Source organism: Mesorhizobium sp. LNJC391B00 (genome assembly GCF_000502535.1).
Taxonomy (GTDB): Bacteria; Pseudomonadota; Alphaproteobacteria; order Rhizobiales; family Rhizobiaceae; genus Mesorhizobium.
Map to the genome: position 1 here is coordinate 85,539 of NZ_AYWI01000018.1, position 16,272 is coordinate 101,810.

The 16,272-nt window shown below is 62.8% G+C and carries 16 protein-coding genes and 2 tRNA genes; 12 read left to right on the forward strand and 6 right to left on the reverse strand.

The window, feature by feature from the left end; translation table 11 throughout:
• Positions 1-136: 136 nt before the first annotated feature.
• Positions 137-445, forward strand: coding sequence for a BA14K family protein (locus X750_RS136745; RefSeq protein ID WP_023667455.1), 309 nt, complete (start codon positions 137-139; stop codon positions 443-445).
• Between the two features lie 76 nt (positions 446-521).
• On the opposite strand, the gene X750_RS136740 is transcribed toward X750_RS136745, so the two are convergent.
• Both X750_RS136740 and bhcR read right to left on the reverse strand, forming a co-directional pair.
• Positions 522-884 carry a hypothetical protein gene (locus tag X750_RS136740; protein WP_245260572.1) on the reverse strand — a complete coding sequence of 121 codons (363 nt, stop codon included), beginning with the start codon at positions 882-884 and terminating at the stop codon, positions 522-524.
• Between the two features lie 47 nt (positions 885-931).
• Positions 932-1,750, reverse strand: a complete 819-nt coding sequence (gene bhcR / locus X750_RS136735) for an HTH-type transcriptional regulator BhcR (RefSeq protein WP_023681470.1) — start codon at positions 1,748-1,750, stop codon at positions 932-934.
• 204 nt (positions 1,751-1,954) lie between these two features.
• On the opposite strand from bhcR, the gene gcl reads away from it, so the two are divergent.
• The 3 genes from gcl to X750_RS136720 all read left to right on the forward strand — a co-directional run bounded on the left by gcl (position 1,955) and on the right by X750_RS136720 (position 5,800).
• On the forward strand, positions 1,955-3,736 hold the full coding sequence (gene gcl, locus X750_RS136730; RefSeq protein ID WP_023748777.1) for a glyoxylate carboligase: 1,782 nt from the start codon (positions 1,955-1,957) through the stop codon (positions 3,734-3,736).
• A gap of 168 nt (positions 3,737-3,904) precedes the next feature.
• Positions 3,905-4,702 (forward strand): hydroxypyruvate isomerase, encoded by a 798-nt coding sequence (hyi, locus tag X750_RS136725; protein WP_023706964.1) that lies wholly within the window; start codon positions 3,905-3,907, stop codon positions 4,700-4,702.
• 210 nt (positions 4,703-4,912) lie between these two features.
• Positions 4,913-5,800, forward strand: coding sequence for a 2-hydroxy-3-oxopropionate reductase (locus X750_RS136720; protein WP_023691239.1), 888 nt, complete (start codon positions 4,913-4,915; stop codon positions 5,798-5,800).
• 52 nt (positions 5,801-5,852) lie between these two features.
• Here the strand turns inward: X750_RS136720 and X750_RS136715 are convergent, their stop codons facing one another.
• Positions 5,853-6,704 (reverse strand): RNA methyltransferase, encoded by an 852-nt coding sequence (locus X750_RS136715; RefSeq protein ID WP_023691240.1) that lies wholly within the window; start codon positions 6,702-6,704, stop codon positions 5,853-5,855.
• Positions 6,705-6,914: 210 nt separating this feature from the next.
• Between X750_RS136715 and X750_RS136710 the strand changes: the two genes are divergently transcribed.
• Both X750_RS136710 and X750_RS136705 read left to right on the forward strand, forming a co-directional pair.
• Positions 6,915-6,999: transfer RNA gene (locus X750_RS136710), tRNA-Tyr, on the forward strand.
• A 28-nt stretch (positions 7,000-7,027) separates the two neighbouring features.
• A tRNA-Gly gene (locus tag X750_RS136705) sits at positions 7,028-7,101 on the forward strand.
• A 16-nt stretch (positions 7,102-7,117) separates the two neighbouring features.
• On the opposite strand, the gene X750_RS136700 is transcribed toward X750_RS136705, so the two are convergent.
• On the reverse strand, positions 7,118-7,507 hold the full coding sequence (locus X750_RS136700; RefSeq protein WP_023688409.1) for a VOC family protein: 390 nt from the start codon (positions 7,505-7,507) through the stop codon (positions 7,118-7,120).
• Between the two features lie 98 nt (positions 7,508-7,605).
• Between X750_RS136700 and X750_RS136695 the strand changes: the two genes are divergently transcribed.
• Positions 7,606-8,493, forward strand: a complete 888-nt coding sequence (locus X750_RS136695; protein ID WP_023748778.1) for a helix-turn-helix transcriptional regulator — start codon at positions 7,606-7,608, stop codon at positions 8,491-8,493.
• Here X750_RS136695 and X750_RS136690 read toward each other — a convergent pair.
• On the reverse strand, positions 8,490-8,966 hold the full coding sequence (locus X750_RS136690; protein ID WP_023667447.1) for a YidB family protein: 477 nt from the start codon (positions 8,964-8,966) through the stop codon (positions 8,490-8,492). The genes X750_RS136695 and X750_RS136690 overlap by 4 nt on opposite strands.
• A gap of 130 nt (positions 8,967-9,096) precedes the next feature.
• Here X750_RS136690 and X750_RS136685 point away from each other — a divergent pair, with 130 nt between their 5' ends.
• Complete coding sequence (locus X750_RS136685) at positions 9,097-9,354, forward strand: GlsB/YeaQ/YmgE family stress response membrane protein (RefSeq protein ID WP_023688411.1); 258 nt, start codon at positions 9,097-9,099, stop codon at positions 9,352-9,354.
• Between the two features lie 65 nt (positions 9,355-9,419).
• Here X750_RS136685 and X750_RS136680 read toward each other — a convergent pair whose 3' ends face one another.
• The gene (locus X750_RS136680; protein WP_023681464.1) at positions 9,420-10,307 is read right to left on the reverse strand and encodes a DMT family transporter; all 888 of its coding nucleotides are present in this window, start codon (positions 10,305-10,307) and stop codon (positions 9,420-9,422) included.
• Between the two features lie 312 nt (positions 10,308-10,619).
• Between X750_RS136680 and tuf the strand changes: the two genes are divergently transcribed.
• The 4 genes from tuf (at position 10,620) to X750_RS136660 (ending at position 16,157) form a co-directional block, all read left to right on the forward strand.
• Positions 10,620-11,780, forward strand: a complete 1,161-nt coding sequence (gene tuf / locus X750_RS136675) for an elongation factor Tu (protein ID WP_023748779.1) — start codon at positions 10,620-10,622, stop codon at positions 11,778-11,780.
• 147 nt (positions 11,781-11,927) lie between these two features.
• The gene (locus X750_RS136670; protein ID WP_023686029.1) at positions 11,928-13,562 is read left to right on the forward strand and encodes a hypothetical protein; all 1,635 of its coding nucleotides are present in this window, start codon (positions 11,928-11,930) and stop codon (positions 13,560-13,562) included.
• Positions 13,532-15,583, forward strand: coding sequence for a hypothetical protein (locus X750_RS136665; protein WP_348524494.1), 2,052 nt, complete (start codon positions 13,532-13,534; stop codon positions 15,581-15,583). The genes X750_RS136670 and X750_RS136665 overlap by 31 nt, the downstream gene beginning before the upstream one ends.
• A gap of 91 nt (positions 15,584-15,674) precedes the next feature.
• Entirely contained in the window at positions 15,675-16,157 is a 483-nt protein-coding gene (locus X750_RS136660) for a group II truncated hemoglobin (RefSeq protein ID WP_023707182.1), read from the forward strand.
• Positions 16,158-16,272: the final 115 nt, after the last annotated feature.

The window sequence follows — 16,272 nt, forward strand, 5'->3', positions numbered from 1 at the left end:
TCAGATCATGGTTTCCATCGGCTGATTCCAGCCTTCAAGAAAATCCAAAATTTCTTTCGAACCTTTTTCCGCGCCGAAACGACAGATGATCAAGAGGCGGATGGATCGCCTCTCGCAACGAAACAAGGAGATCGTCATGTTCACGCGCAAAATCGCTTCTGCCCTCATCGCCAGCACCGTCGCCGCCACCTCGCTGGTCGGCACCGTCCAGCCGTCGGCCGCCCACAGCCATCACCACAACCGCGAAATCGGCATCGGCATCGCCGCCGGCGTCGGCGGGTTCGTGCTCGGCAGCCTGCTCAACCAGCAGCCCCGCACCGTCTATGTCGACGACGAGGGTGGCTCCTGGCACGTCCGCCGCTGCGCCAACCGCTACGCCAGTTACGATCCGTACTCCGACACCTATGTCGGCTATGACGGCTACCGCCACTATTGCCGCCTTTAAGAGGAGGCACCCCCACACGGAAAGGAGGGGCTGTACGCAGCCCCTCCTTCCTGATTTGAGCGCGCCGCGGTGCGGGCTACGGTTCGGAGATCGGCAATCCCGCTGCACGGCAGATGCGGGCAACACTCGCATTCTGCGATTGATCGCCCATGGCGATGAGTTCGAAGCTGCTTCCTTCATCCGGATAGATCTTGGCGGCGAACGGTTGGCCTGTTGTATGACCACCGGACGACGTCTTTGCAGCGACATGGCCGCAGACCAGGATTTCGCGGCGGCCGTCGAGCGTTCGCTCGCCGGCACGCATCGTCCCGAATTTGGCGGATACAGGATCCTGCAAATGCTGGCGAATGCCGATCGTGATTGTCTCCTCCAAAGCGAGCGAGATCGGAATCTCGCTGACTTGCTGGGAGACAGGGGCGGGCTCGGGCGCCGTCGCCACGCATCCGCACAGTGAAGCGGCGAGCAAAAGCTGAAGCGTTCTCCGCATTATAATCGGAACCCGCCGATCATCCTCGTCACCTCAGCGGCGGCGTCGCGCACCAGCGGCCCGATCTCGTCCAGCCGCTCCATCGTCACCCGCACCGTCGGTCCGGAGACCGAGACACCGCCGATCGGCTCGCCGAACTCGTTGAAAATGGCGGCGGCCACGCAGCGCATGCCGGGATGCCGCTCCTCGTCGTCGACCGACCAGCCGCGGTGCTTGATGACAGCCAGGTCATGGGCCAGCGCCGAAATGTCGGACAGCGTCTTGTCGGTGAAGCGCTGCAGGCCCGACTTGCGCAGGATGGCGGCGACGCGTTCCGGCTCGAGCTGCGCCAGCACCGCCTTGCCGATGCCCGAGGCATGGAAGGAGCTGCGCGTGCCCGGACGGAAGAAGGCGCGGATCGCCTGATGGGTCTCGACCTGGCTGACGAAAACGACGCAATCGTCCTCGGCGACGCCGAGATTGGCGGTTTCACCGGTCTTCTCCATCAATTCCTGCATGACCACGCGGGCCCTGTCGACAAGCTTGCGGCGGCGCAGGAAGGCGGCACCCATGCGGTAGGTCTCGACGCCGATCGACCACAGCTGGTCCGATGTATCGAACTCGACCATGCCGTGGTTCTGCAGCGTCGTCAGCATGCGGTAGGCGGTGGACGCCGCGAGCTCGCTACGCGCCGAAATCTCGCTCAGCGACAGGCCACTGCCTTCAGCGACGATGGCCAGGATGCGCAAGGCCCGGTCCAGCGACTGTACAGAACCGGCCTCGGACGGACCGTTGAAAGCGCGCGGCCGGCCGCGCTGGCGTTTTTCGCTGGTTTCCATGGCGGCATTGTCGCCGGTTTCGCCGAAATCGCAATGAAAAACTTTTTCATCGATTTTGATGGCCGGATTCATGGAAAACGAAAAAGCCAGTGGAATCAGTGTATAGAAGGGGTTTTCTCGAAATGAAAAATTATTCTGAAAAAATTGAAAAATGAAAACGACACTGGCATTGTCAACCAACCAACAATCTTGAGGAGGCTGGACATGGCCAGGATGCGCGCTGTCGATGCAGCGGTTCTCGTTCTTGAAAAGGAAGGCATTTCCTGCGGCTTCGGCGTGCCGGGCGCGGCGATCAATCCGTTCTATTCGGCGCTGAAGGCGAGGGGCTCGATCCGCCACATCCTGGCGCGGCATGTCGAGGCGGCCTCGCACATGGCCGAAGGTTATACGAGGGCCAAGGCGGGCAATATCGGGCTTTGCATCGGCACATCCGGCCCCGCCGGTACCGACATGATCACCGGGCTTTATTCGGCGGCGGCGGACTCCATCCCGATCCTGTGCATCACCGGTCAGGCGCCGCGGGCACGGCTCAACAAGGAGGATTTCCAGGCGGTCGATATCGCCGCCATAGCCGTACCCGTCGCCAAATGGGCGGTCACGGTCATGGAGCCCTATCTCGTGCCGATGGCGCTGCAGAAGGCGTTTCACCTGATGCGCTCGTCGCGGCCTGGTCCGGTGCTGATCGACCTGCCGGTCGATGTGCAACTGGCCGAGATCGAATTCGATATCGATGCCTACGTGCCGCTTGTCCCGTTCAAGCCGGCAATGTCGCGCGCCCAGGCCGAAAAGGCCTTGGCGATGCTCAATGCCGCGGAAAAGCCGCTGATCGTCGCCGGCGGCGGCATCATCAACGCCGATGCGTCGGATCTGTTGATCGAATTCGCCGAGATAACGGGCGTGCCGGTCATACCGACATTGATGGGCTGGGGCACGATCCCCGACGATCACCGGCTGATGGCCGGCATGTGCGGGCTGCAGACCTCGCACCGCTACGGCAATGCGACCATGCTGGAAGCCGATTTCGTCTTTGGCATCGGCAATCGCTGGGCCAACCGCCACACCGGTTCGGTCGATGTCTACACCAAGGGCAAGAAATTCATCCATGTCGACATCGAACCGACCCAGATCGGCCGGGTGTTCGCGCCGGATCTCGGCGTCGTCTCGGACGCCGGTGCGGCACTGAAGATGCTGCTCGACGTCGCCACCGAATGGAAGACGGCAGGAAAGCTGCGCGACTGGTCGGGCTGGGCGAAGGAATGCCAGACCCGCAAGAAGACGATGAAGCGCAAGACGCATTTCGAGCAGGTGCCGCTGAAGCCGCAGCGCGTCTATGAGGAGATGAACAAGGCGTTCGGCCGTGACACCACCTACGTCACCACGATCGGCCTCTCGCAGATCGCCGGGGCGCAGTTCCTGCATGTCTACAAGCCGCGCAACTGGATCAATTGCGGCCAGGCCGGCCCGCTCGGCTGGACGCTGCCGGCAGCGCTTGGCGTGCGCGCCGCCGATCCGGATCGCACCATCGTGGCGCTGTCGGGCGACTACGACTTCCAGTTCATGATCGAGGAACTGGCGGCCGGCGCACAGCACAAACTGCCGTATATCCATGTCGTCGTGAACAATGCCTATCTCGGCCTGATCCGCCAGGCGCAGCGCGGTTTTGCGATGGATTTCGAGGTGAGCCTGGCCTTCGAGAACGTCAACCGCGCCAACGATCCGGAGGCCGGCTACGGCGTCGACCATGTCGCGGTCGCAGAAGCAATGGGCTGCAAGGCGGTCCGGGTGCGCAAACCGGAAGAGTTCGCCGGCGCGTTCAAGGAAGCGCAGCGGCTGATGAAGGAATACCAGGTGCCGGTGGTGCTCGAATTCATCCTCGAGCGCGTCACCAACATTTCCATGGGCACGGAAATCGACAAGATCACCGAATTCGAGGACCTTGCCGAAAGCCAGGAGGATGCGCCGACGGCGATTGTGTTGCTCGATTAGGCGCGCCGATATTCAGGTGAGACAGGCCTGCAAACGGCGCCTTCCTGCGCTTCCGGTGCTCACGTACAGAAAGTACGTTCCGCTCCGGTTCTCGAAAGTCACCGTTTTCGACTCTGCCTGACCTGAATCTCAACACGCCTAGGGCCAAGCAGAAGAAGGAGAAAAAGAATGCCGCGTTTTTCAGCCAATCTGTCGATGCTCTTTGGCGAGCATGAGTTCCTCGATCGCTTCGATGCCGCAGCCCGCGCCGGCTTCAAGGGCGTCGAATATATCGGCCCCTATGATCATACGCCTGACGTGGTCGCGGCCCGGCTGAAGAAGAACGGCCTGACACAGGTGCTGTTCAACCTCCCGGCCGGCGACTGGGGCAAGGGCGAGCGCGGCATCGCGGTTTTGCCCGACCGCGCGCCGGAATTCCGGCAAGGCATCGCCAAGGCGATCAGCTATGCCCATGCGCTCGGCTGCGAGCAGGTCAATTGCCTCGCCGGCATCGCGCCGCAGGGCGTGGATCGTTCGGTGCTGGAAAATACTTTAGCCGAGAACCTCGCGTTTGCAGCCGAGAAACTGGAGCAGGCCGGCATCCGGCTTTTGATCGAGCCGATCAACACGCGCGACATACCGGGTTTTTTCCTGAACTATTCGGAGCAGGCGCTGGCGCTGATCGAGCGCGTCGGTTCGAAGAACCTGTTCCTGCAATACGACATCTATCACATGCAGATCATGGAGGGGGATCTCGCCCGTACCATCGAGGCCAACCTCGGCCGCATCGCGCATATCCAGCTTGCGGACAATCCCGGCCGTCACGAGCCGGGGACGGGCGAGATCAATTATCCCTTCCTCTACGAGCATATCGACAGGATCGGTTATGCCGGCTGGGTTGGAGCGGAATACAAACCGAAGGCGGGGACGGAGGCTGGGCTGGGGTGGTTTCGGGAGCTTAACGGGCAGGGGAGTGCCGCGGCTTAGGCGCAGTCGAACTCGCGTTCCTTCGCGCCCCCTCTGTCCTGCCGGACATCTCCCCCACGAGGGGGGAGATCGGACGTCATCCCGGCTTTCGCTCCCCAACATTGCAGGGTGAGCGAGGCGCCGAAACTGCCAATCTCCCCCCTCGTGGGGGAGATGGCCGGCAGGCCAGAGGGGGCGCGAAGGAACTCAGCCTCAACAAAGGAGAAAACAATGGAAACCATCGGCTTCATCGGCCTTGGCATTATGGGCGCGCCGATGGCGGGGCATCTCCTGGATGCCGGCTACGCCGTCATTGCCAGCGACCACCGCTCGAAGCCGCCGGCCGATCTCGTCGCCAAGGGCTTGAGAAGCATCACCGGCCACGCGGCAGTGGCGAAGGCCGCGGATATCATCATCACCATGGTTCCCGACACCCCGCAGGTAGCCGAGGTGCTGTTCGGCGAGAACGGTGTCGCTTCCGGCCTGAGCAAGGGCAAGCTGGTCATCGACATGAGCTCGATCTCGCCGATCGAGACCAAGGTTTTCGCCAAGAAAATCAACGATCTCGGCTGCGACTATCTTGACGCGCCGGTGTCGGGCGGCGAGGTCGGCGCAAAGGCGGCGTCGCTGACCATCATGGTCGGCGGCGAGGACAAGGCGTTCGAGCGCGCCAAGCCCGTGTTCGAAAAGATGGGCAAGAACATCACGCTTGTCGGCCCGAACGGCGTCGGCCAGACCACCAAGGTTGCCAACCAGATCGTCGTGGCCCTGACCATCGAGGCGATCGCCGAGGCGCTGGTCTTTGCCTCAAAAGCCGGCGCCGACCCCGCCAAGGTCCGGCAGGCGCTGATGGGCGGGCTGGCGGCATCGCGCATCCTCGAAGTGCATGGCGAGCGCATGATAAAGCGCGCCTTCGCGCCGGGCTTCCGCATCGAACTGCACCAGAAGGATCTCAATCTGGCGCTGGAAGGCGCCAAGGCACTCGGTGTCTCGCTGCCCAATACGTCGACGACGCAGCAGCTGTTCAACTCATGCTCGGCGAATGGCGGGGCAAAAGAGGATCACTCAGCGCTGGTTCGTGCGCTGGAGCGGATGGCGGGGCATGAAGTGGGTGAATAGTGAATGGTGAATAGTTGCGGTAAGAACGCTTTTCCATTCACTATTTCACCATTCACCCTCCAAGGAATTTCCGTGCCGCATAAAGGCTCACCGCCGCCGCATTCGACACGTTGAGCGAGCGGATGGCGCCGGGCATGTCGAGGCGGGCGAGCGTGGTCACCGTCTCGCGCGTCTTCTGGCGCAGGCCCTTGCCTTCGGCGCCAAGCACCAGCGCGATCTTCTCGCCTGAAAAACCCGTTTCGAGTTCGGCCGGCCCGTCCGAATCGAGGCCGATGGTCTGGAAGCCGGCATCGTGCAGCTGTCCCAGCGCGTCGGCCAGGTTCTTCACCTCGATCTGGTCGATATGCTCCAGTGCGCCGGAGGCGGATTTGGCCAGCACGCCGGATTCCTGCGGGCTGTGGCGGGCCGTGGTGATCAGTGCGCCGGCGCCGAAGGCGACCGCCGAGCGCAATATGGCGCCGACATTGTGCGGGTCGGTGACCTGGTCGAGTACCAGCACCAGTTTCGTGTCGCCGAGCGTGTCGAGGCGTTTCGGCTTCAACGGTTCGGCTTCGATCAGCACGCCCTGATGCACGGCATCCGAACCGGTGATCTTGTCGATCTCCTTGGGCTCGACGAGTTCGGCCTTGAACGGCAAAGCGGCGAGGTCGGCGATCGCCAGCCGCTCGGCGGCATTGCGCGTCACCAGCATGTTACGGATCTTCCGCCGCGGATTGTCGAGCGCCGCGCGCACCGTGTGCAGGCCATAAAGCCGCACCAGCCCGTCGGCGGCGTTCTCGCCCGGCGGCACCGGCTGGCGCGGCCGGAAGGCAGGCGCGCCGCCGGCCTTCTCGTCGCGATGGGCGCGGCGCAGCTTGGCGTAGTGGGTGTCTTTGGCGGTCTTGGGCGTGTTGTCATTGCTCATGGCCGGCTTCTATAGCCGCGTCGCCGGGCCATGGATACAGGCAGAAAGCCGGCTTGCCGGGTGAGCTGTCAAAATCAGCGCATTTTGCCTTGGGGTGCGGTTGACACCCACTGGCCTTGCCGCCATAAGGCGCTTCGCTGATTTCGGACAAAACCCTGGTTTCGACCTGATCGGCGAGAATGCCTCGTTGCAAGGCTTCGACGGCAGGCTGGAGAGGTGCCCGAGTGGTTAAAGGGGACGGACTGTAAATCCGTTAGCTTAGCTTACGTTGGTTCGAATCCAACCCTCTCCACCACTGCCAGCCCGCGAACCTTGAGGACGATGCGGGTATAGCTCAGTGGTAGAGCAGCAGCCTTCCAAGCTGAATATGCGGGTTCGATTCCCGCTACCCGCTCCAAACTCCCCACTCCGCATCAGATCTCAGCGAATATCTCGACAACGTTGCCGTCCGGATCGCGGAAGAACACTGTCCTGTGGCCCCATTCCTGGTCGGTGAGCGGCAGGACCGGCTGCACGCCCTTGGCCTGAAGCGCCTCGGCGCAAGCAGCGACCATCTCCGGCGCCACCCGGAATGCCAGCTGAAGCGACAGCGCATCCCGCTGCTGCGGCGTGTCGTTGAACATCATGCCGAGGCTGGTCAAGGCCAGCGTGTTCGGGCCGACCCGATATTCGATCCACCTGTCGCCGAGTTCGCGCTGCAGATCAAATTCCATCACATCCCCGTAGAAGTGCCGCATGGCGGCCATGTCGCGGGCGAAGATGACGGTGTAGTCGATCTGACGGATTTCATTGAGCGCATTCATTGTCGAAGTCCCGTGGGCTGATGTTCGATCGCCCGCAACCTAGCTTTCCTTTAAAGTAGTACAAGACTATAGCTTATACTGGTATCGGAGGTGACTGCATGCCATACGACGGCCCACGGCACGATGAGCTTGCCCGCTTCCTGCGCGAGCGGCGGGACCGCTTGCCGCGGATCGATGGCGCCAATGGCCGCCGCCGGGCGCCGGGCCTCAGGCGCGAAGAGGTCGCCGCCGAGGCGGGGATCAGCACCACCTGGTACACCTGGCTCGAGCAGGGACGGGAGGTGAACGCGTCGCCGCAGGTGCTTCGCTCGCTGGCGCGGGTGCTGAGACTGAGCCGGTCGGAGCAGGCCTATCTTTTCCAATTGGCGCGGCCCGATCTCGATTGGCGAAACCGGCTCGGCGCGCAAGGCCTGCCCAGCGCGTCGTTGCTCAGCCTGCTCGACGGGCTGGCGCCGCACCCGGCATATGTCGTCAATCGCTACTGGCAGGTCGTCGCCTGTAACCATCCGGCGGCGGTGCTGCTTGGGGATTTCGAGACGGATGATGAGTGGTCCGGCAGCCTGCTCGCCCGGCTGTTTCTCGACCTGGAATGGCGGCAGCGCTTTGTCGACTGGCCGGAGGTTTCGCGCTCGGCGGCGGCGCAGTTCCGGCTTGCCACTGTCGCCATGACTCGCGATCCGGTGCTGGCTGCGCTGGTTTCGTCACTGGAAGCGGCAAGCGAAGCGTTCGCCACGTGCTGGAACAGCCGCGACATCGCCGAGCCACCGATCTGGCGGAAATCCATCCGGCACCCTGTCGCCGGCGCGATGTCCTTCGATTTCGCCACGCTGCAGCCGGGCGGCCGCGACAGTGATTTCTCGGTTTCCGTCTACACGCCGGTCGATGCGTCGACTGCCAGGCGGTTCGCCGCGCTGGTCGGAGCAACGCCCGACAGCCGCAAGGCGGTGCCGGGCGTGTTTGCGCGTGATGCAGGCGCAGAAGTCTAGCTGTTGAAAGCGGACGCGACCTGGTGTTGCTGCGGCACCTGTCCGTTCGGCGTCAGTCTGTCGACAATGCCGGGCAGGGCTGTGGACAATTGCTTGAGCAACTCCTGCTCGTCCAGTCCGGTCCTTTGCGCGATCTCTCGAATGACCTGCGGGCCGATCGCCTTGCCCAGATCATTGGCGTTGATCGGCTGGTTCTGCCCGGTGCCGACCCATGAGTCAGCAACATTGCCTTGGCCGGCATTCTTGAGCTTGTCGAGCAGTCCGCCCAGTCCGCCAAGCAGGCCGCCGTCGCCTGAGGCCGTGGTTCCGGTGGGGGCTGGCGTTTGAGGCTGGGCGGGCTCGCCCGTCTCTTCGGCACTCGTCTGTTCGGCGCTTCTGCCGCTCAGCATCTTTCCCACCAGCAGCGCGCCGAGCGCGATCATCAGCGGTTTGGTGATGTTGCCGCCGGGCACGGCGTTGTCAAAAAGTCCCATAGGTCAATCCTCCATAACGACCAAGCCCGTCCCGCCGGCTACAATGGACCATGCGGGCGGAATTTCAAGTTGGCTTGAGCTTTTGACAATCATGTGACCATGATCGGCGGGCGGGGAATGGAGAGGAAAAATGGGCATTATCAGCTGGATCATCCTCGGCGTCATCGCCGGCTTTATCGGCAGCAAGATCGTCAACAAGACCGGCCAGGGCCTGATCATGGATATCGTGCTCGGCATTGTCGGCGCCATCGTCGGAGGGCTGATCTTCAGCGCCTTTGGCGCCACGGGTGTGACCGGCCTCAACATCTGGAGCCTGATCGTCGCCATCATCGGCGCGGTGGTCGTGCTGTGGGCCTATCACCAGTTCTCCGGCAAGCGAACGCTTTAGGCGCCAGTCTGCCGACTGGCCGACCGCAGGTCGGCCAAACCTGCTTCGACGCGTTGACTTGAAGGTCAGGCGACGACGGTCAGCCTGCGCTTGCGTTCATCAAGCGAGACGATGGTCAGCCCGCTCGCGACCACCAGCAGGATGCCGCAGACCGCCAGGGCATTCGGGAACTGGCCGAACACCAGAACGCCTGAGATGACCGCCCAGACGGTGAAGCAGTAGTAGAACGGCGCCACCACGCCGGTCGGACCGACGCGATAGGCCATGAAGATGAAGAAATGGCCGAAGATCAGGAAGAATCCGGCGCCGGCCATGAGCAGCAGGTGCCGGGCTTCCGGCATGACCCAGCGCTCGGAAACGAGATGCGCGGCGCCCGCGCCGATCAGCACCACCACAACGGCGGAAATGGCGACGATCATGCCCGGCACCTCGGCCGCGACCCGCCTGCCGGCAAGATCGCGCGCCGCCGCCAATGCCGCGTTGCCGAGCGCCAGCAACGCATAGACCGAGATGCCCTGCATGGTCGGCTGGGCCACCATAAGCGCACCGATGAAGCCGAGCCCGATCAGCGCCATGCGCACGCCGCCGATCCGTTCGCCGAACAGGATGGAGGAGCCGACCAGCATCAAAAGCGGGGTGATCTGCCCGAGCGCGGTCGAATCGGCGATCTGCATGTTGGCCAGCGCCACGACGTAGCAAAGGATGGCCGCCAGCTCGAGCAGGTTGCGGCGCAGCACGCGTTTGTCGAAGATCAATGGAATCTGCCTGCCATAGCCCAGCAGGAACAGCAGCGGCATGCCCCATAGCGTGGCCGCGACCCCGCGCAGGAACAGCACTTCATAGGACGGCAAGCCCGCGGTCGCGAGTTTCATCATCGTGTCGTTGACGAGGTACGACCCCGTCGAAACGATCATGAACAGCGGGCCGCGTATGGAGGTCGGTATGAATTGCATGGGGCAACCAAATCAGACCGCCGCCGTAGCGGCAATGGGCCAGGCGCCGGCTGCACATCCGGCAGGCAAAGGCCAGGACATGGGCGGGACAGGACATGGGCGGGAATAGCAAACAGGTGCTGGAGCCCGCAGCCCCCATTTCATTTCCGCTCGCGCGTTCCTATATCAGCGCCACATCCCGCAATCGGATCATCGGTTGAGACCGAGTGGACAGCGCACCCGGCCACAAGGCACTTGTGTTTTTCGGCCGTAGTCGCTAATCGCCCCGCATTCGACTGAACTGAAGGTCAAGGCCGTCCAAGGAAAGAGACTATGGCAAAAGGTAAATTCGAGCGTAACAAGCCTCATGTGAACATTGGCACGATTGGCCATGTCGATCATGGCAAGACGTCGCTGACGGCGGCGATCACGAAGTATTTTGGCGAGTACAAGCGCTACGACCAGATCGATGCGGCGCCCGAAGAGAAGGCCCGCGGCATCACGATTTCGACGGCGCACGTCGAATACGAGACGGCAGCGCGCCACTACGCCCATGTCGACTGCCCCGGCCACGCCGACTATGTGAAGAACATGATCACGGGCGCTGCGCAGATGGACGGCGCGATCCTGGTGGTGTCGGCCGCCGACGGCCCGATGCCGCAGACCCGCGAGCACATCCTGCTTGCCCGTCAGGTCGGCGTGCCGTCGATCGTGGTGTTCCTGAACAAGGTCGACCAGGTCGACGATGCCGAGCTGCTCGAACTGGTCGAGCTCGAGGTTCGCGAGCTTCTGTCGAAGAACGAGTTCCCCGGCGACGACATTCCGATCGTCAAGGGTTCGGCGCTGGCTGCTCTGGAAGATTCCAACAAGACCATCGGCGAAGATGCGATCCGCGAGTTGATGGCTGCGGTCGATGCNGTTCGTCCGCTGGACAAGCCGTTCCTGATGCCGATCGAAGACGTGTTCTCGATCTCGGGCCGTGGCACGGTCGTGACCGGCCGCGTCGAGCGCGGCATCGTCAAGGTCGGCGAGGAACTGGAAATCATCGGCATCCGTCCGACGACCAAGACGACCTGCACGGGCGTCGAGATGTTCCGCAAGCTGCTCGATCAGGGCCAGGCCGGCGACAACATCGGCGCGCTGCTGCGCGGCGTTGATCGTGAAGGCGTCGAGCGCGGCCAGGTTCTGGCCAAGCCCGGTACGGTGAAGCCGCACAAGAAGTTCGTGGCCGAAGCCTACATCCTGACCAAGGACGAAGGTGGCCGTCACACGCCGTTCTTCACCAACTACCGTCCGCAGTTCTACTTCCGCACGACCGACGTGACCGGCATCGTGTCGCTGCCGGAAGGCACGGAAATGGTTATGCCCGGCGACAACATCACCGTCGATGTCGAGCTGATCGTGCCGATCGCCATGGAAGAGAAGCTGCGCTTCGCCATCCGTGAAGGCGGCCGCACCGTCGGTGCCGGCATCGTCGTCACCATCAAAGAGTAATCGAGCCCGGCATCGCCGGATCGAAACGGATAGGGGCGGCCCTCGGGCCGCCCTTTTTCGTTGGCCAGATGTGCCTGTTTTGGGGTCCCAATCTCTGTTGCAAGTCTGTGAGCCTCTACAGTATAGATTGATTGAGGGCTTGGTCGGATGGTTCCACAGCACCGTTTGCATAGTCGGTCATGGTGGGCACTGGGGCTGATCTGCCTGGTGTCGATGTTTGCCATGGGCACTGCCGCCTTGGCGGCCGAGACAAAAAATTCAGAGCCGGATCCGGATCCGCCGATGCGGTTCGTCGTCGTGCGTAGCGACGCGGCGGGCTGTGAGCCGACCTGTCCGGAATGGATATCGGCCGAGGGTGCGATATCGGCCAAGTCGCCGGCGCTGCTCAAGGCTGCCCTGAAAACGCTCGGCGGCCGCAAATTGCCGATCGTCATCAACTCTCCGGGCGGCGATGTCGATGCGGCCATCGCCATGGGCCGGATGATACGCAAGAACAAGCTCGACATCGCGGTCGGCAGGACGTGGTTCGTCGGCTGCGAGCCGGGGATGAAAAACTGCAAGGAGAACGACGCCAGAGGCGCGCACTATATCGGCAGCCCCTATGTGCTCGGCAGCTATTGCGCGTCCGCTTGTCCAATGATGCTGGCCGGCGGCACCAGGCGCCTGGTCGGGCCGCTGGCCTATCTCGGCGTCCACCAGATCACGACCACGATCGTGCAGATGAACGTGCAGTATCAGGTCCGCTACCGGATCGTGAAAGGCAAGAAGCGGGTCATCAGCAAGAAGGTCGTCAGCCGCAAGAACACCGGCAGCTACAAGACCTACGAGATGAGCAAGGGGGTGGAGCGCAAGCTGTCCGCCTATTTCAAGGAGATGGGTGTCGACCTCAGCATCATCGAGACGATGAAGAGCACGCCGGCCAGCGACATCCAGCAGATCGACCTCAGCGACATGCTGACAATGAAGCTGGTCACCAGCGACGACGCTGCAGATTTGCTGACCAGCGCAAGCCTGTGCAGGCTGAACCTTCCGGCTCCGAATTGCCGGGAGATACCGGAGAACAAGCCAGCCGGCGGCCTGCCGGACGTGGCAAAGGCTGCGCCGCTGCCGGTGAAGCCGGAGAGCGCGCCGCACGATGACGGCATGCGCTTTGTCGTGGTTCGCGGCAGCAACCCGCTCTGCAATCCCGACTGCCCGGAATGGATTGCAGCGCAAGGCGCGATTACGCCCCAGACGCCGCAGAAACTCAGCCAATTGCTCGCCACGCTTGGCAACCGGCGGCTGCCGGTGGTGATCAGCTCGCGAGGCGGAGACCTCTCCGGCGCCCTGGCGGCGGGCCGGATCATCCATGAAAAGAAGCTCGACGTTGCCGTTGCCCGCACCGATTTCGTCGGCTGCGACCCGGCAGAGTGGAATTGCCTGGCCAAGGACGGCGCCTATGCCGGGCTGAGCGTCGATGGCGACGGCGAGTGCGATTCGGCCTGCGCGCTCATGCTGGCCGGTGGCGCCAGGCGGCTTGTCGGTTCCCAGGCGCGGCTCAGCCTCTATCTGATGGGGCAGAAGCAGGCGGTCAAATCCTACCTCGACGAGATGGCGATCAGCCCCGCTTTGTTCCGGGCGCTCCAGGGCAGTTCGGTCGAGCGTCAGCTCGAACCCGACATGATGCTGGAGGTCGGCCTGACGACCGGGCGCCAGTCGGTGGATGCGCTGACGGGGTCCAGCATCTGCAGATCGGCGCCGAAACCTGAGAATTGCCGCGTGGTGCCGTCGTCCAATGGCTGATCGCGCCTATCGTCATGGAAGAGAAGCCTTGCTTCGCCTTCCGTGAAGGCGGCCGCACCGTCGTGCCGGCGTCGTCATCACCATCGAGAAATAGTCGAGCCGGTGTCAGCCGGATGGACCAGGAAAAGGGCGGTCTTTGGGGCTGCCTTTTTGTTTCCGGCGTTGCGCGGCACAAGTATTGCACGATTGTTTCAAAGCTATTGCAAGCACCGTCGCCGCAACTATTATGGATTGCATTGAGGGGTTTGCCGGGCGTGGTTTTGGGACAACGTTCAGACACTGTGGGACGGTGGCGGCGCGGGCTGGTCCGGCTGTCGACGGTGGCCGCGATGGCGATGGCTGCCTTCGCCGCGAAGGCCGAGGATGCCTCCCCCGGGACATGGCAGACAGTACCCCCTCTGCAGGGAGTGCTCTATCCGACCGATCCGACGATATGGACCGACGATCACTCGGAGATGCAGTTTGTCGTCACGCGCAGCAGCGCACCTGGCTGCGAGCCCAATTGTCCGGAGTGGATCTCCGCCGAAGGCGACATCTCAGCCGGCACGCCAGCCTTGCTCAAGCGTACCTTGAAGAAGCTTGGCAGCCGCAAACTGCCCATCATCGTCAATTCCTTTGGCGGCAACGTCAATGCAGCGCTCGAACTTGGCCGGATAATCCGCAAGAACAAGCTCGATATCGCCGTAGGCAAGACCGAGTTTTCCGACTGTTGGCCCGGGACGGATGGTTGTGGTTTTAGTTACGGCAAAGGTTCCGCCTATCTCGGCCGGGCGTCTGATGGCGCCAGCTGCAACTCCGCCTGTCCGCTGATGTTTGCCGGTGGCGTCCGCCGCGTGGCCGGCGGCTGGAACTATCTGGGTGTTCATCAGATCACCACCACCTGGTTCCCCTCCACAACGCACTACCGGACCACATATCGCGTCAAACGGGGCAAAAAATATCGGGTCACCACGCAAACGGTCACTCAAGGTGAAAGCTACAAGACCTATGAGATGAGCAAGGGGTACGCGAGAAAGATCTCGGCCTATCTCCGAGAGATGGGTATCGGGCAGGGCGTGCTGGACTTGATGAAGGCGACGCCGGCGAGCGACATCAGGCAGATCGGCCTCCACGATATGCTGACGATGAAACTGGCGACCAGCACGGACACTCTTGAGCTGTTTACCAGAGCAAGTTTGTGCATGTTCGACCCGCCGGCTCCGAACTGCCGGGAAATACCGGGAAACAAGCCAGCCGGCGGACAAACGCCCGTGGCCAAGCCGGCCGTGGTGGCTGCGATCAAGGCAAAGACCGGCCCCCCACTTTCTCAGGCGGCCAAGGCTCCAGCTCCCAAGCCGTTGCAGGCAGCGCCAGGGAATTCGACGCCAGATATGCGCTTCGTTGTCGTTCGCGGCAGAGACTCGCTCTGCAATCCCGATAGCCCGGAATGGATCTCGGCGGAAGGCGCGATGACGCCTCAGACCCCGCAAAAGTTGCGCCAGTTGCTCGACACCCTTGGCAACCGGCGGCTGCCGGTGGTGATCAGCTCACAGGGGGGCAGCCTGTTCAGCGCTCTGGCCGCGGGAAGGCTTATCCATGAACGGAAGCTCGACGTCGCCGTCGCTCGCACCACTATCGTCGGCTGCGACCCGCCCGAGGCAGGCTGCTTGGCCGATAACGGTGCCTATGTCGGGCTGATTAGCGATTTTGGAGTGGAGTGCGATTCGGCCTGCGCGCTCATGCTTGCCGCCGGCGCCAAAAGGCTGGTCGATCCCAAGGCGAGGCTCAGCATGTCCTCGAGGGGACAGACGCAGTTGGTTAAAGCCTACCTGGAGGAGATGGAGATGGACCCAGCTCTGTTCGCCGCGATAGGCTCGGTCGAGCGTCAGCTCGAGCCCGACATGATGCTCAAAGTCGGGCTGACAACCGGGCCGGAGTCGGTGGAGGCGCTAACTGGCCCCGCTATTTGCAAAACCTCACCCAAGCCCGACAACTGTTTGCTTCCGCCGACAGCCAAGGCCGAGTCGCCCGCCAAACTGTAGGCATCGCAGAAACTGGCCATCGAGGCAGGTTGAGCCATGCCCGATTTCTCCGCTATCGTCGTGGCAGGCGTCGCCCGGGGGAGGATCGAGAATGAGCCAGGATATCCCGACACTCTACGAATGGGCCGGCGGCATCGAAGCCCTCAATCGGCTGACGGAAACCTTTTACGACATGGTGTCCCGCGACCCGGTGGTCGGCCCAATGTTCAAACACATGTCGCCGGATCATCCCGCGCATGTCGCGGCCTTTATCGGCGAGGTTTTTGGCGGGCCGAAGACCTACAGCGAGAAATTTGGCGGTCACCGCGAGATGGTCATGCATCATCTCGGCAAGCATTTGACGGAGGAACAGCGCCGCCGCTGGATCAGCCTGCTTGCCGATGCCGCCGATGCGGTCGGGTTGCCGGACGATCCCGAATTCCGCTCCGCCTTCATCGGCTATGTCGAATGGGGATCGCGGCTGGCCAAGATGAACTCTGCCCTCGGCGAGACTTGCGACCCGCAGACCGAACCGATGCCGGCCTGGGGCTGGGGCGTGCCGGGCGGGCCGTACAAGCCGCCGGCCGGGGGCTGAGCGCCGGCATGCGGCTTCAGGCAGGCGAAAATCGAGATAGGCAGGGACGGGCTGGTCATCACCTATCCGGATTTCCGGCAAAGGATCTGAAAGCGCGTCAGACAACTCTTTACAG